We start from the raw sequence: 14,314 nt of genomic DNA, 5'->3' as shown, positions 1-14,314 counted from the left end.
GCATGGAACCCACACCGGTCCCGCCCTCGCCGGACGCCCGGACCCTGCGCCGCCTGCGGCTGGGCGTCGGCGGGCTCGGCATCACCCTGCCGATCGTCCTCCCGGTCGGCCACGCCCTGGCCACCGATCGATTGCACCTGCTCAACTCGATGAGCAGCTACTACCACAGCGAGATGCGGGACGTCTTCGTCGGCAGCCTGTGCGCGATCGGGGTGTTCCTGATCAACTACCGGTACCGCCGTCTCGACGACGTGCTGAGCACGACGGCGGGTGGGCTCGCGGTGGTGGTGGCGTTGGTGCCGACCACCACCGACGCCCCACCCCATGCCCTGGCCGACGGGGCGTTGCCCCTCGGCCGGGTGCACGGGGTGGCGGCGGGTCTGCTCTTCGCGATCCTCGCGCTGTTCTGCCTCTGGCGGTTCCCGGTCAACGGCCCGCCGCCCCCCGGCACCCGGGCACGCAACGTCGTCTACCGCACCTGCGGATTCGTCATTCTCGCGGCGATCGTGCTCGCCGTGGCGAGCAGCGCCCTCGCCGAGCCCGCCCGCGACACGTTCCGGCCGGTCTTCTGGTGCGAGGCGGTGGCCGTCTTCGCCTTCGGGGTGGCCTGGCTGGTCAAGGGTGAGGCGATGTTCCACCAGTCCCCCGAGCCGGTCGGTGCGCCGGTGCCGCGCGCGGCACCGGCCGACCGACCCGCCGCCTCCACCCCCTGACGAGGCCGGTGGCCGGGGCCGCCGCAACGCGACGCCCCCGGCCACCGGTGTCTCACTCGAACAGCGACAGGGTCAGGGTCGAGGTGTACTCACCCGCGGCGACGTCCGCCGGCGTACGCAGGAACAGGTCGGCGTTCACCGAGTACGCGCCGCCCGCGACGGCACCCGAGTCGAAGGTCGACACCAGCAGTTCCTGGTCGACCAGACCGACGTTGTTGCCCGGCTGGGTCGCCTCGTCGAGGACTGTCACCACCTCCTCGCCCTCGGCCACCAGACCGGTGTCACCACCGTCCAGCAACGCCGGCTTCCAGCCCAGGTGCCCGGCGCCGATCGGGGCCTGGCCGGCGCTGCCGACGAAGTCGGTCGCGCTGCCCAGCACCGCCCAGGCGGCGTCGGCCGGCACCTCGTCGGCGGTCCGGGTGTCGGTCACCGTCACCGTCGGCAGGGTGCCGACGAACTGGCGGACCAGCAGCGTCGACCCGTCCTCGGCCAACGCCACCGAGTCAGCCGCGATCGACAGCGCCAGCACCCCCGGTTCCTTGATCTCCTCGATGTCGACGGTCACCGACACGTCGGCGCTGTCGCCCGGCTCGGCCGCCGCCGGCGAGGCCAGCACCGCCGATCCGGCCAGCATGGCGCCTGCGGCACCGGCCGCGAGAAGCCGCTTACGACTCCATGTGTTCATGCGATCTCTCCGTTGTCGCTGGCAGTTACAGGGCTGGACGGGGGTCGGCGCAGTTGACGCCCGCGTACTCCTTGGTCACCACGGTCGTCACCGCCTCGCCGTTGAGCGAACCGGTCGCGCGGACCGTCGCCGAGCCGGCCGATACCGCACTCGCACGGGTGTTGAACTGCTGGAAGGCATTCCCGCCCGGCGCCACGTTGGCGAAGGACTTGTTGCCGTACGCGCTCTCCAGGGCGATGCTCACCGCTGCGGTGTGGTCGTTGAACGCCTGCACCCCGACGTACGCCTTGCCCGCCACGCACCGCACCTGCACGGTGGTCGTCAGCGGCAGTTCCTTCGGGTCGTACGCCTTCTTCTTCTGGTAGTTGTCGCCGGTGCCGTCGGGCTGGTAGCCGCCCTCGACGTTGCCGGCGGCGTCCACCGAGAACCAGTGCAGGGTGGTGCCGGCGGGAAGGGTGAGCGTCTCGCCGCCCTCCCGGATACCCGCCGAACCGTAGAGGGTCGACTCGAAGGTCGGCCGGGTGCCGTCGACGGTGTAGAAGACCGCGGCCGGCTCGCTGGTGGAGAAGGTCACGTCGACCATGCCGGCGGTGGCGCTCCCCTCGACCTTCGCCGAGCTGGTCGGCGCGACCTCGTCGGTGTCGTAGTCCCGGGCCACCCGCAGCATCTCGACCAGACCGTTGGAGTATTCCAACGTCTCCTCCCGGGCCGAGGCCCAGGTCGGCTGGAACGAGGTGCCGACCTCGAAGTTCCAGGCGTAGATGCCGTACTTGTACCAGAGCATGTCACCGGAGTTGCCGGCCGCAGAGTAGAGCACGTCGGCGATCGGGCCGGTACGCGCCGGGGTCACCGCCAGGTTGCGGTGCCGCTTGATGGCGGTCAGGATCCGCGACGAGGCACCCCAGAACAGCGACTCCTCGGCCACCGTGGGCCGCGGCGCGGAGATCCGGCCCGGGGTCGCGTACGCGCCGGGCGACCACATGAAGTAGTTACCCGAGGAGTGCAGGTTCATCGAGAACTTGATGTTGCCCCGGGAGGCCAGCCAGTCGACGTTCTTGTTCTCCGGCTCCGACAGCTCGCTGGGCCCGGCGTACGTGTCGCTGGTGCAGCTGGCCGAGGCGCCCGAGTAGCCGTCGAAGAGGCTGTACTCGGTGTAGTTGCGGTTGTTGTCCACACCCCACGAGTTGCGGGCCAGGAAGTCCGCGTTGCCCGTCGTCGGGCAGTGGTTGGTCATGTTCCTGCGCTGCGAGGCGAAGTCGTAGAACGAGTAGTGCCCGCCATCCGGGTTGATCGACGGGGCGATCCAGATGTCCAGGTTGTCCACCAGCTCGCGGGTGTTGGCGTCGATGGCGTAGTTGCGCAGCAGCCGCTCGGCCGTCTCGATGGTCACCAACGGTGGGACCCACTCACGCGCGTGTTCCTGAGCGTATGCGAGCACACCGAGCTTGGAGCCGTCGCGGTGCTTGCCGATCCGGATCGCGTACACGGTGTGCGGTTCGCGGGAGACCGACGCCGGTGCGGCGAGGCCGTCGGTGAGTGGGGTCCGCGCCGCCGGCGCGACCACGCCCGCACCCGCGTTACCCCGATAGGTGTACGCCTTCAGCAGCGTTCCCGCCTGCTCGTTGAGGGCGGCGACGACCTCGGCGGCGGTGCTGGTGACCGCGCCGGAGGCGTCGGTGGCCAGGCTGACCCGGACGTCGTTGCCGGTGACGGCGACGGTCAGGGGCGACGCGGCCGCACCGGGGTTGGCCAGTTCGACAGCGAGGTTGTTACCGCCCTCGTGGCCCCAGGCCAGCGAGTCGACGCCGACCCGGCTGGCGTTGGCGGTGCCGAGCACGGCCTGCGCCTTACGCCGGTAGCCGTTCGTCTTGTACGGCAGCTCGACGATCTCGGAGAGACTCGGGTACTGCTCGGCCAGCGTCTTGATCCGGGCGTACAGCTCGGTGGGGGTCAGGTAGCTGGTGACGAAGTCCTTCTGGTAGCCCGGGCCCTCGGGCGAGTCGCCCTCGATCGGCAGCCACTCCTTCACCTCGGCCACCGCGACACCGCCGGTGGGGCTGGTGATCTGCACGTACTCCGGCTTGCTGGTCACGGTCGCCGCGCCCCGGTGGTACATGTAGGCCCCGCCGTCGACGAAGCGGGTGATGTTCTGCGTACCCCCGGAGCCGATCTCGGTGCCCGGCCCGCTGTCCCGCTGCACGGTGAGTGCGGTGGTGGCGGTCTGGCCCTGCGCCCACTTCGCCTCCACCGACAGCACCTGAGTGGTGCCGTTGGTGTAGTAGTCAGCGCGGATGATCTTGACGTCGGAGGCGACCGACCGGGCCGCCTTCCCCGCCCCGGCACTGAACTCCTGGTTTTCGGCCAGGTGGGCGGCGATCGTCGCCTCACGCTCGGCGATCCGGGCCGCCGAGTCGGCCGGAGTGTGCAGCACCTTGCCGAAGGTGAAACCGGCGGCGGTGAGCGTGGCCACCTCGTTTCCGGTCACCACGGCGTGCACCACGATGCCGTCCTCGGTGCGGTCGACGTGGTGGTCGAGGTCGACGCCGGTGGCCACCAGCGCGTCCAACTCGTCGGTGTCGGCCAGCAGCACCTCGATGACATTCGCCTGTTCGTCGGCGAGTCGGCCGAGGTCGGGGGTGATGAATGCGGACGCGGGTTCGGGTGCCGCGGCCTGCGGCACGACCGCCACGGCTGGCGGGCCGGTCAGCAACAACACGGCGGTGCCGGTGGCCACTGCGGCGGACACGGGTAGTCGGTAGCGCCACCGGGAACGGGTACGGGTATCGGACATGAGGCTTGTGGCCCCTTTTCTCGGTGTGCGGCATGGACGAGGAGTTCGCGCTCGCGTCTCGGCTGCCCTCAGCCCCGTGAACAGCCACGACGAAGCGCCCGGCGCGGACGCTGCCCGCAGCACCGATTACGCAGCGTCATCCACCGGCACATAGGAGTGATCAGGTTGCGAACATCCTTCGCCCGTCCGAGGTGGCCTGTCAATCGTCCCAAGGACTGGACAGGTGAGCCTGCACACCTCTTCCCAAGCGACCACGGAAGTGCGTTTGACCTGCGGGCAGACTGGAGAGAAGAGCCAGAGGCTCGAAACGAGGGGGGATCACGCGTGTCCGAGAACGCCGACCGGCCAAGCCATGTCACCGACCGTCCGGACGAGGTCACCGATCCGCTGCTGTGGCGGCTCGCCCTGGACGTCGCCGACGCCCACGCACCGGCCGAGGAGGGCGGTTGCGTCCACCTGATCTGCGCCGGAGCGCAGTGGCCCTGCGGGCCGTGGGAGCAGGCTCAACGCGCACTCAACCTGGCCCAGGGCGGGCCGGCCGACGAGACGAACGCACCGCAGGGACCGCAGCGGGGTGGCTGGGCAGCCGCGACCGCCCTGCCCACCTGGGGGCCCGAACGACGCAGTTCGGCCGCGGCCTGACCGGGCGTCGCGGCCAGCGGTGGCTGTCAATGTAGTGTTGACGGGTGGTTGACCCGCTGGCCCGCCTCGCCGACATTCCGTCCGCCCGCGAGCGGCTGGACGAGACCGAACTCGATCTGATCGACCGGGCCCGGCAGGCCGGCGCGACCTGGACCCAGGTCGCCGAGGTGCTGGGGTTGGGCAGCCGGCAGGCCGCCGAGCAGCGCCGCCAGCGGCTCGCCGCGGCCCGACGTACCCGCCGCAGGGCCGCCGACCGGCAGTGGCCGACCGAGGTGGCGACGATGCGGGGTCTGCTCGCCGGTCTCCAACAGTGGATCGACGCCGACCGCCGCTGGGATCGCCGCTTCCCCCGGGCCGCGCTGACCCGGCGCACCACCGCGCTCGCGCTGGCGGCCGAACCCGGTGGCCTGTACGACCTGGCCCGGCACATCACCGTCGACCTCGCCCGGTGCGGACCGGAACTGCCGCAGCCGGTGTACGGCCTCGCCCGGGACCTCGCCGCCGCGCTGTCAACGCGTCGTTGACAGCAGTCGATCGGTATTGCCTCCCCTCGACTCAGGACTGAGGCTATGAGTCACTTCGACTCAATCCTGGGGGCGGCTCGTGCGGCGCAACGCGGTTCTGTTCGTGGCGGTCTCGCTGCTGTCCGGCTTCGGTGGCACCGCCATGGCCCTGGTCACCGGCCTCTGGATCTTCGACCTCACGGGCTCCCCCAGCCTCGCCGCCCTCGCCGCCACCTGCGTGTACGTCCCCACCCTCGCCGGCCCGTGGCTCGGCGGCCTCGTCGACCGGCTGCCCCGGCGATTGGTCATCATCGCCGCCAACCTGACCCTGGCCACCGTCCTGCCCACCCTGCTGACGGTCCGCGGACCCGAGCAGGTGTGGCTCCTCTACGTCGTGTCCACTGTCTACGGCGTGGCGTACGTGTTGATCGACGCCGGCGAGAGCGCGTTGCTGCCCGCCGCCATCTCCCCCGCCGAACTCGGCCAGGTCAACGGCTGGCGGTCCAGCGCCCAGGAGGGCGCCAAGCTCGTCGCACCGCTGCTCGGTGCCAGCCTGTACGCCTGGCAGGGCGGCCCGGTCGTCGCGCTGCTCGCCGCCGGCCTGCCGGCTCTGGCCGCCGCGCTCTACGCCGCGCTGCGGCTGACCCGTACGCCCTCCACCGCCGCGCCCCGCGCCCGGGGTATCCGCAGCGGCCTCGCCGTGCTGTTCGGGTCGCCGGCCATCCGGCTGCCGGTGGTGCTGGCCACAGTGGCGATCGGCATCTCCGGCTTCGCCACCGCCGCCGGGTACGCCGTCGTCACCGACCTCCTCGGCCTGCCGATCACGTTCCTCGGCGTACTGGTGAGCGCCCAGGGTGTCGGGTCACTCGCCGGCGGCGTGGTCGTCGGCCGGCTGATCGCCCGGTACGACCCGACCACCGTGGCCGTGGCCGGCGCGGCGTTGTTCGGCGTGAGCTGCCTGGCCCGGTGCCTGCCGTGGTGGCCGGTGGTGGTGTTCGCCTCGGTGATCGCCGGTGTGGGCCTGCCCTGGGCCCTCGTCGCGGCCGTCACCGCCCTGCAGACGCACACCCCGGACGCGTTGCTCGGTCGGGTCTCCGCCACCGCCAACACGCTCATGTTCGGCCCGATCGCGGCGGCGAACCCACTCGGTTCGGCCGCCGTGCTGCTGGGCGCTCGACCACCGCTGCTCCTCGCCGCCACCGCCTGCCTGGCCGCGGCGGCCCTGACCTGGCGTACGGCGGCGCAGGGGTGGGGCGTTAGGAGGGGTCCCCTGCTATCCACGAGGCGTTAGCAGGGGACCCCTCCTTACATCTCAGAGGGTGCGGGTGAGGCGGTCGGCGAGGATCCGGGCGAACCGCGACGGGTCGCCCAGGTCGCCGCCCTCGGCGAGCAGCGCCATGCCGTAGAGCAGTTCGGCGGTCTCCGCCAGGGACGGGTCTGCGTCGCCCTGCTCGTGGGCCTTGCGCAGACCCGTGACGAGCGGGTGCGTCGGGTTCAGCTCCAGGATCCGCTTGACCTTCGGCACCTCGTGCCCCATCGCCCGGTACATCTTCTCCAGAGTCGGGGTGATGTCGTGGGCGTCGCCGACCACGCAGGCCGGTGAGGTGGTCAACCGCGACGACAGGCGCACCTCCTTGACCGAGTCGCCCAGCACACCACCCATCCAGCCGAGCAGGTCGGCGTACTCGGTGCGCTGCTGTTCCCGCTCGGCCTCGGCCTCCTTGCGCTCCTCCTCGGTGTCCAGGTCGACCTGGCCCTTGGCGACCGAACGCAGGGTCTTGCCGTCGTAGCTGCCCACCTGCTCCACCCACACCTCGTCGACCGGGTCGGTGAGCAGCAGCACCTCGTAGCCCTTGGCCCGGAACGCCTCCATGTGCGGGGAGTTCTCGATGGTGGCCCGGTTCTCGCCGGTGGCGTAGTAGATGTCGGTCTGGCCGTCCTTCATCCGGCCGACGTAACCGGCCAGGTCGGTCAGCTCGGCCGGGTCCTGGGTGGACGCCACCGACAGGATCTCCAGGAGGGTGTCCCGGTTGTCGATGTCGTCGATCAGACCTTCCTTGACCGCGGCGCCGAACTCGGACCAGAAGGTGCGGTACCGCTCCGGCTGCCCGGTCTTGAGCTCCTTGACGGTGGCCAGAACCTTCTTCACCAACCGTCGGCGCACGGCCTGGATCTGCCGGTCCTGCTGGAGGATCTCCCGGCTGATGTTCAGCGACAGGTCGTGCGCGTCCACCACACCCTTGATGAAGCGCAGGTAGTTGGGCATCAGCGCGTCGCAGTCGTCCATGATGAACACGCGCTTGACGTAGAGCTGCACGCCTCGGCGTCCCTGCGGGGAGAACAGGTCGATCGGGGCGTGCGACGGGATGAACAGCAGCGCCTCGTACTCGAAGGTCCCCTCCCCCCGCATGTGGATGGTCTCCAGGGGGTCGGTCCAGTCGTGGCTGATGTGCTTGTAGAACTCGTGGTACTCGGTCGGCTCCACCTCGCCGCGCGGGCGGGCCCAGAGCGCCTTCATCGAGTTGAGCGTCACCGTCTCGGTGGTGGCCTCGGCGTCACCCTCGCCGGGCCGCTCGACGGTCATCCGGATCGGGTGGGCGATGAAGTCGGAGTACCGCTTCACGATCTCGCGGATCGTCCACTCGGCGGTGTAGTCGTGCAGGTTGTCCTCGGCGTCGGCCGGCTTGAGGTGCAGGGTCACCGCCGTGCCCTGGGGCGCGTCGTCGACCGAGGCGATGGTGTAGGTGCCCGCGCCGGTGGACTCCCAGCGGGTGCCGCCGCTCTCACCGGCCCGGCGGGTGACCAGCTCGACCCGGTCGGCGACCATGAACGCGGCGTAGAAACCCACCCCGAACTGGCCGATCAGCTCCTGCGACGCCCCGGCGTCCTTGGCCTCGCGCAGTTGACGCAGCAACTCGGCGGTGCCCGACTTGGCGATGGTGCCGATGACGGAGACGACCTCGTCGCGGCTCATCCCGATCCCGTTGTCCCGCACGGTGAGGGTGCGGGCGTCCCGGTCGACCTCGATGGCGATGTGCAGGTCGTCGGTGTCGACCACGAGGTCCTTGTCGACGAGTGCCGTCAGGCGCAGCTTGTCCAGCGCGTCCGAGGCGTTCGAGATCAACTCGCGGAGGAAGACGTCCTTCTTCGAGTAGATCGAGTGGACCATCAGCTGGAGCAACTGGCGCGCCTCAGCCTGGAATTCCAACGTCTCGGTCCGGTCGTTCACACCAGGTCCCCTCTCTCCCCGTCAGCCGATGACGATCCAGGAGAAGGATACGATCCGTCGCCGCCCGGGTGCGTCGGGTGGCTCACCCGCGCCGGAACCTGTCGTGCCCGCCGTCGCATCCGACACCGGCCCGCTCCCCGGACGGGGAACGGGCCGGTGGTCGCGCCGGTCACCCGACGCGGGTCGCGACGATCAACGGCGACGGCCGTACGTGCCGGCGACGATCGAGACACCGATCGCGGCGAAGGCCACCTGGATGAACAACTCGATCCAGTCGATGCCGGCGGTGTCGTCCACGCCGAGCAGCGCGGCCACGAGCGTGCCGAGGATCGCGGCGACGATACCGATCAGGATGGTCAGCAGGAACGGGATGCGCTGCCGGCCCGGCACGACCAGCCGGCCGAGCGCCCCGATGACCAGACCGATGAGGATGGCGGTGAAGAAGCCGGTGATTTCCATGCGAGCTGTCCCTCCGAGCGTGTACGTCGGCAGAACTGGTGCCCGGGTCGGTGGTCGCGGCAAACTCCAACCCCCCGGCCGCAGGCGCTTTGTGCGGCGATCGTCACATTTCCGAGGCAGTTTCGTCATGGACACCGGGCCCGTCCACGGACATCTGCCGGCCCGCCGGCTGCCGGGCGTGGCCGGGACTCACCGCGGGCTGATCAACACCGCGTAGTCGGCCGCGGTGAGCGGTTCCGTCGACAGCGACAGATCCGCCCGGGGGACGCTCAGCGCGGCACCGTCGCGCAGGAAGACCACAGTCGAGACGTCGGGGCGGGCGGTGAGCGTACACACGATCTGCCCGTACGCGAGCGGTTCGTCGAGGCGGCCGCTCTCCGGCTCGGCCGGCGCGACAGTGACCCGGGCCTGGTCGTCGACGAGCTGCACCACGGCGTTGCTGAGCGCGCCGGGCAGGGCGCTGGTCAGGCCGTCGTCGCGCTCGGCGGGGGTCGGCCCGGCGAGCAGACCCCGCAGTTGCGCGTCGACCGCGGGGGCCTGGTCGACCCGGCGGATCACCGGCACCAGCCGGTCGTCGCGGGAGAAGTAGAGGACCTCGGTCGCGGAACCGGTCTCGGCCGTTGTGGGGGTGGCGGTCGCCTGCTGCGGGAACGGACCCGGCGGCGGGGTCACCGCCCGGGGCAGGTCCTCGGCCGGTACCCCGCACGCGGCGATCAGTCCGGCCAGGCCGGCGACGAGTGTGGCCCGTAGCCCGAGGACCAGACGGGCTCGCAGGCAGGCGAGCGGCCTACCGCGCGCCGGGTGCGGTGCCGTCATGACAGGCTCCCGGGCAACGTGACCCGGAACCGGGCCCCGCCCTCGGGGCGGTCACTTACCGAAGCCTCGCCGCCGTGCCCGGCAGCGTGCTGCGCGACGAGCGCCAGCCCGAGGCCGGTGCCGTCCCCACCACCGCGGTAGTTGGCCGCCCGCCCCCGGACGAACCGATCGAAGATCGCATTCCGGTCCTCCACCGGCACCCCCGGGCCCTCGTCGTCCACCTCGATCACGCCGGTGTCGCCGTCCCGGTGCAGCCGCACGGCCACCGGGCCGGCACCGTAGCGTTCGGCGTTGTCGAGCAGGTTCGCCAGCACCTGGGCGACCCGACGCCGATCCACCCGCCAGGTCGCCGGGGTGTCCGCCGCCAGCTCCACCATCGACTCCGGCAGGTCCCGGTCCCGGCAGGCCTGCCGGGCCAGCTCGACCAGCTCGACCGGTTCCCGATCCACCGGCTGGTCGCTGCGCGCCAGATCCAACAGGTCGTTGACGAGCCGCTGAAAGCGGTCGATCTCGTCGGCCACCAGCCGAGCCGCGGTCGCGGTCCGTTCGTCCTGGTTGTCCCGTCGCCGGGCCAGCACGCTCGCCGCGGCGGCGAGCGTCTGCAACGGCGACCGCAGCTCGTGGCTGACGTCGGCGGCGAAGCGCCGGTCCCGGTCGATGCGCTGCGCCAGTTCGTCGACCATCCGGTTGAAGGAGGTGGAGAGGCGGGTCAGGTCCGGGTCGGTGTCCGGGGCGAGGCGGGTGGTGAAGTCACCGGCGGCGATCCGTTCGGCGGCGTCGGCGACGGCCGTCAGCGGGCGCAGTCCGTGCCGGGTGGCGTACCAGCCGAGCGCCGCCCCCGATCCGGCCACCATGATCGCCACTGCGGTCAGCGCCAACGCGAGCACCTGGAAGGTCTGCTCCAACTCGCGCAGCGACGCGATCTCGTAGAAGGACGCCGACTCCGACAGCGGGACACCGACAAGCATGAACGGCTGGTCGTCGACCCGGATCCGCTGCACCGCCGGCTCCCCCGCCGTGACCAGGTCCCGCAGTCGGGCCGGGATGGCGGTGGTGATGCCGCTGTCGGCGGCGCGGCCATACCACTCGCCGTTGAGCAGCAGGATCGCCCGCCGGCTGGTGCCGGTGTCGAGCGCCCGCAGCGCTTCGGCCGCGTCCGGGCTGTCGGTGTCCAGGCCGGCGCGGATCACCGCCGCGTCGTAGTACGCGGCCCGCAGCACTGTGCGTTCCCGCTCGTCGAGCAGCGTCCGGCGGGTCAGCTCGTACGACACCAGGGCCATCGAGGCCGACAGCGACAGGGCCCCCACCGCGAACGCGGCGGTGACCCGGGCCCGCAGTCCGAGGCGTCTCATCGTTGCAGCTTGTAACCCAGCCCGCGCAGGGTCACCAGGTGCTGGGGATTGGCCGGATCCAGCTCGATCTTCTGGCGCAGGCGGCCCACGTGCACATCCACCAGCCGCTCGTCGCCGGTGTCGTACCCCCACACCCGGCTGAGCAACTGCTGGCGGGAGAGCACCCGCCCGGCGTGCTCGGCCAGCTCGCAGAGCAGCCGGAACTCGGTGCGGGTCACCGAGACCGGCTCGCCGCCCCGGCGCACCTCCCCGGCCTCGGGGCTGACCTCCAGCTCGCCGAAGGCGAGCACCGGCACCGCGGTCTCCACCGTGCCCACCGTGCGGGCCCGTCGGCGCAGGGCCCGCAACCGGGCGGTCAGCTCCTTGATCGCCACCGGCTTGACCACGTAGTCGTCGGCGCCGGCCTCCAGGGCGGCGACGATGTCGTGGGTGTCGTCGCGGGCGCTGACCACCACGATGGGTACGTCGTCGTCGCGGCGTAGCTGACGGATGGCCTCGAAGCCGTCGATGCCGGGCAGCATCAGGTCGACCAGGACGTAGTCGGCGGGATCACGCCGCTGGGTGCGCAGGCCCTCCTCGGCGGTCGCCGCGCCCCGGGCGTCGTACCCCTCGTCCTCCAGGGCGAGCAGCAACGCCAACCGGATCCGGTCGTCGTCCTCGATCACCAGTACCGCTGTCATACCGGCATCATCTCCAAGGCCACGCCGACCAGCCAACCGCGCCCGGCTTGCGGGTGTTTTGTCACGCAACTGTCATACGTCCGCGCGGTGCCCGCCAACCCCGATCGGCAGGGTGAGAGCCGACCTCACCGGAGAGGAGGACACCGAGGTGACCACGTCACGCCGCCCCGAGTGCACCGTTCCGTTCGTGGAGGTGTCCATCACCGAGTTCGACCTGGCCTGCCTGCCGGAGACGGGCGCGGTCTTCGACCGCCTGCTGGCGCTGCGGCCCGCCCGGGTGGTGGTCGATCTCTCCGGCTGCCGGCACATCGACGCCGCCGCGATCGGCCTCCTGCTCGACGTGCACCGGCAACTCGTGCGTACCGGCGGCGTCCTGGCGCTGCGAGAGCCGAACCCGCGCATCGCCCGCATCCTCCAGGCCGCCCACCTGGACCAGATCCTGCCGGTGCACGCCGGCGACGCACCGTCGGCAGCCGGCGAGGCGGCACCACCACCGGCCGTGGCCGAGGGGCCGTCGTCCGGTGGTCCGGCGCGGCCGGATGCCGCACCACGACAGCCCGCGTACGGCCGGGCTACCGTCACCGTACGCAGCTGACCAGCACCAACCGTCCGAGAGCACGAGGAGCAGCATGACCGTCGCCGGGATCGCCGCGGCGCTCGCCGTCGGCCTCGCCGTCGGCGCGCTCGGCCGACTCGTCCTACCCGGCCGACCTGGCGTGCCGCTCTGGCTCACCATGACCATCGGGGCGGTGGCCGCGCTGCTCGGCGCCATCAGCGCCTGGCTGGTCGGGGTGCGCGGGCTGAGCCTGCTGGGCCTGGTCGTGCAGGCCGGCCTCGCGGCGGTAGGCGTGGTCATCGTGGTCGCCACCGCCGGCAAGGAACACTCCGACTCCCGCTGACCGTCCGCACGGCGACGGCGCCCTCCGCCCGACGCCCCGAGCCCGTGACCCGGCCGACGGCCGCGGCACCGGAGAGGAAGCAGGATGACCGTCGTACCGGACGACAACCTGATGACCCTGATCTGCGACGCGTGCGGCGACACCACCACCGGCACCGCGTGTGTGCTGCCCGACGCCGAGGTCGTCTGGACGCTCGTCTCCGATCACGGTTGGAGCGGTTCCCCGTTCGCCACCGGCCCGCACCGCTGCCCGCGGTGCAGCGCCCTGCCGCCGGGCACGAATCCGCTCGGCGAGCCCGAAGCCGAGCACCTCGGCGACGTGACGGTGCTCGTCGACCGCGACGATCTCGTCCCGGACGCCGACGACGCGCTGCGTGCCGCGCTGCGCGAGGCGGTCGAGGTGGACGGAACCGTCGTGGTGGATCTGGCCAAAGTCTCGGTCATCGACTCGGTGGGGCTGGGCCTGCTCGTCCGCGCCCACCGTGAGGTACGCGAACGCGACGCACGGCTCTGCCTGGCCGCGCCGTCGCGGTTCATCCGTACCGTGCTGCACACGATGCGGCTCGACGGCGTCTTCCCGATCTTCGAGACCCTGGAGCACGCCCTCGCCCAGTTGCGCGAGGACGTGCCCCAGGACCGCATCGAGGTCGTACGGGTCGACGTCACACCGGCCGAGGCGGCCCGGCACCGGGTCGGCGGGCACAAAGCCGCGGGCGCTCCCCGCCGGCGTACCCCCCGCGTCCCGGCCTGACCCCGCGATCCAGCCTGACCCCCGTGTGCCAGGCTGGATCCACCAGGGCCCGCGTGCCCACCGCGGCGAGCGCGGCGCGGCTCGGCCGACGCGCCCGGCAGCCCTCGCGGTTCAGTTGCCCATCGCGCCGAAGACCGGGGCACCGGCGGCGTGGTAGGTCAGCATCGTCACGCCGGCGGCGGTGCTGCGGTGGTCCACCAGGCGCAGGCCGGCGGGGGGCACGCCGTCGACGAAGAGCCGGCGTCCGGTGCCCAGCACCACCGGGAAAATCATCAGGTGGTACGCGTCGATCAGTCCCTCCCGGATGAGGGACGCGGCGAGCCGCCCGCACCCGTGCACCTGCAGTTCCCGTCCCGGCTGGCGCTTGAGCGCGCCGACCGCCGTCGCCAGGTCACCGTCGAGACGCCGTGACCCCGCCCAGGTCAGCTCGTCGTCGCGGTTGGTGGCCACGTACTTGGGCAGCCGGTTGAGGGCGGCGCCGATCGGGTCGGCGGGATCGGCGTATGGCCACCAGGCGGCGAAGATGTCGTACGTGTTCCGGCCCAGCAGGAACGCGTCGGCCCGGCCGAAGATCTCGGTCACGTAACCGCCGAGCCCCTCGTCGAAGTGTGGCGGCACCCAACCACCCGACTCGAAGCCGCCGCTGCGGTCCTCGTCCGGCCCACCGGGCCCCTGCATCACGCCGTCCAGGGTCAGGAACGTGGTGAGCGTGAGTCGCATGATCCTCTGCCTCCTCGTGGACGGCACCGTGCCGCCCCCACCTTGGCGACGACCGGCCCGCCCGCACGTCGACAC

At 71.6% G+C, this 14,314-nt stretch carries 15 protein-coding genes; 7 read left to right on the top strand and 8 right to left on the bottom strand.

What is annotated here, in order from left to right:
• Positions 1 to 2 precede the first annotated feature (2 nt).
• Entirely contained in the window at positions 3 to 713 is a 711-nt protein-coding gene (locus C1I93_RS11600; protein ID WP_111243267.1) for a DUF998 domain-containing protein, read from the top strand.
• Positions 714 to 765: 52 nt separating this feature from the next.
• Here the strand turns inward: C1I93_RS11600 and C1I93_RS11595 are convergent, their stop codons facing one another.
• Positions 766 to 1,398, bottom strand: a complete 633-nt coding sequence (locus tag C1I93_RS11595) for a hypothetical protein (RefSeq protein WP_111243266.1) — start codon at positions 1,396 to 1,398, stop codon at positions 766 to 768.
• A 25-nt stretch (positions 1,399 to 1,423) separates the two neighbouring features.
• Complete coding sequence (locus C1I93_RS11590) at positions 1,424 to 4,144, bottom strand: M14 family metallopeptidase (protein WP_223256402.1); 2,721 nt, start codon at positions 4,142 to 4,144, stop codon at positions 1,424 to 1,426.
• 369 nt (positions 4,145 to 4,513) lie between these two features.
• Between C1I93_RS11590 and C1I93_RS11585 the strand changes: the two genes are divergently transcribed.
• From C1I93_RS11585 to C1I93_RS11575, 3 genes are all read left to right on the top strand, one after another.
• On the top strand, positions 4,514 to 4,831 hold the full coding sequence (locus tag C1I93_RS11585; RefSeq protein ID WP_111243264.1) for a hypothetical protein: 318 nt from the start codon (positions 4,514 to 4,516) through the stop codon (positions 4,829 to 4,831).
• 44 nt (positions 4,832 to 4,875) lie between these two features.
• Complete coding sequence (locus C1I93_RS11580; RefSeq protein ID WP_111243263.1) at positions 4,876 to 5,355, top strand: hypothetical protein; 480 nt, start codon at positions 4,876 to 4,878, stop codon at positions 5,353 to 5,355.
• Between the two features lie 79 nt (positions 5,356 to 5,434).
• Positions 5,435 to 6,625 carry an MFS transporter gene (locus C1I93_RS11575; RefSeq protein WP_111243262.1) on the top strand — a complete coding sequence of 397 codons (1,191 nt, stop codon included), beginning with the start codon at positions 5,435 to 5,437 and terminating at the stop codon, positions 6,623 to 6,625.
• A gap of 21 nt (positions 6,626 to 6,646) precedes the next feature.
• Here C1I93_RS11575 and htpG read toward each other — a convergent pair whose 3' ends face one another.
• From htpG to C1I93_RS11550, 5 genes are all read right to left on the bottom strand, one after another.
• Positions 6,647 to 8,563, bottom strand: a complete 1,917-nt coding sequence (htpG, locus tag C1I93_RS11570; RefSeq protein WP_111243261.1) for a molecular chaperone HtpG — start codon at positions 8,561 to 8,563, stop codon at positions 6,647 to 6,649.
• 192 nt (positions 8,564 to 8,755) lie between these two features.
• Entirely contained in the window at positions 8,756 to 9,022 is a 267-nt protein-coding gene (locus C1I93_RS11565; protein ID WP_111243260.1) for a GlsB/YeaQ/YmgE family stress response membrane protein, read from the bottom strand.
• Between the two features lie 189 nt (positions 9,023 to 9,211).
• Entirely contained in the window at positions 9,212 to 9,838 is a 627-nt protein-coding gene (locus C1I93_RS11560) for a GerMN domain-containing protein (RefSeq protein ID WP_111243259.1), read from the bottom strand.
• Positions 9,835 to 11,190 carry a sensor histidine kinase gene (locus C1I93_RS11555; RefSeq protein ID WP_111243258.1) on the bottom strand — a complete coding sequence of 452 codons (1,356 nt, stop codon included), beginning with the start codon at positions 11,188 to 11,190 and terminating at the stop codon, positions 9,835 to 9,837. The genes C1I93_RS11560 and C1I93_RS11555 overlap by 4 nt, the downstream gene beginning before the upstream one ends.
• Positions 11,187 to 11,870: a response regulator transcription factor gene (locus C1I93_RS11550; RefSeq protein WP_111243257.1), complete on the bottom strand. Its 684-nt coding sequence runs from the start codon at positions 11,868 to 11,870 to the stop codon at positions 11,187 to 11,189. Before C1I93_RS11550 ends, C1I93_RS11555 begins: the two co-directional genes overlap by 4 nt.
• Before the next feature lie 112 nt (positions 11,871 to 11,982).
• Here C1I93_RS11550 and C1I93_RS11545 point away from each other — a divergent pair, with 112 nt between their 5' ends.
• From C1I93_RS11545 to C1I93_RS11535, 3 genes are all read left to right on the top strand, one after another.
• A complete protein-coding gene (locus C1I93_RS11545; protein WP_223256401.1) occupies positions 11,983 to 12,465 on the top strand; it encodes an STAS domain-containing protein in 483 nt (160 codons plus the stop codon).
• A 34-nt stretch (positions 12,466 to 12,499) separates the two neighbouring features.
• The gene (locus tag C1I93_RS11540; RefSeq protein WP_111243256.1) at positions 12,500 to 12,769 is read left to right on the top strand and encodes a GlsB/YeaQ/YmgE family stress response membrane protein; all 270 of its coding nucleotides are present in this window, start codon (positions 12,500 to 12,502) and stop codon (positions 12,767 to 12,769) included.
• An 84-nt stretch (positions 12,770 to 12,853) separates the two neighbouring features.
• The gene (locus tag C1I93_RS11535; protein ID WP_111243255.1) at positions 12,854 to 13,519 is read left to right on the top strand and encodes an STAS domain-containing protein; all 666 of its coding nucleotides are present in this window, start codon (positions 12,854 to 12,856) and stop codon (positions 13,517 to 13,519) included.
• Positions 13,520 to 13,630: 111 nt separating this feature from the next.
• On the opposite strand, the gene C1I93_RS11530 is transcribed toward C1I93_RS11535, so the two are convergent.
• Positions 13,631 to 14,239: a dihydrofolate reductase family protein gene (locus C1I93_RS11530; RefSeq protein ID WP_181445127.1), complete on the bottom strand. Its 609-nt coding sequence runs from the start codon at positions 14,237 to 14,239 to the stop codon at positions 13,631 to 13,633.
• Between the last annotated feature and the right edge of the window lie 75 nt (positions 14,240 to 14,314).

This window comes from Micromonospora endophytica, assembly GCF_003236305.1.
In the GTDB taxonomy this organism is placed as follows: Bacteria; Actinomycetota; Actinomycetes; order Mycobacteriales; family Micromonosporaceae; genus Micromonospora; species Micromonospora endophytica.
Note: the sequence above shows the minus strand (reverse complement) of the source record. Positions and strands in the feature narration are given on the sequence as shown.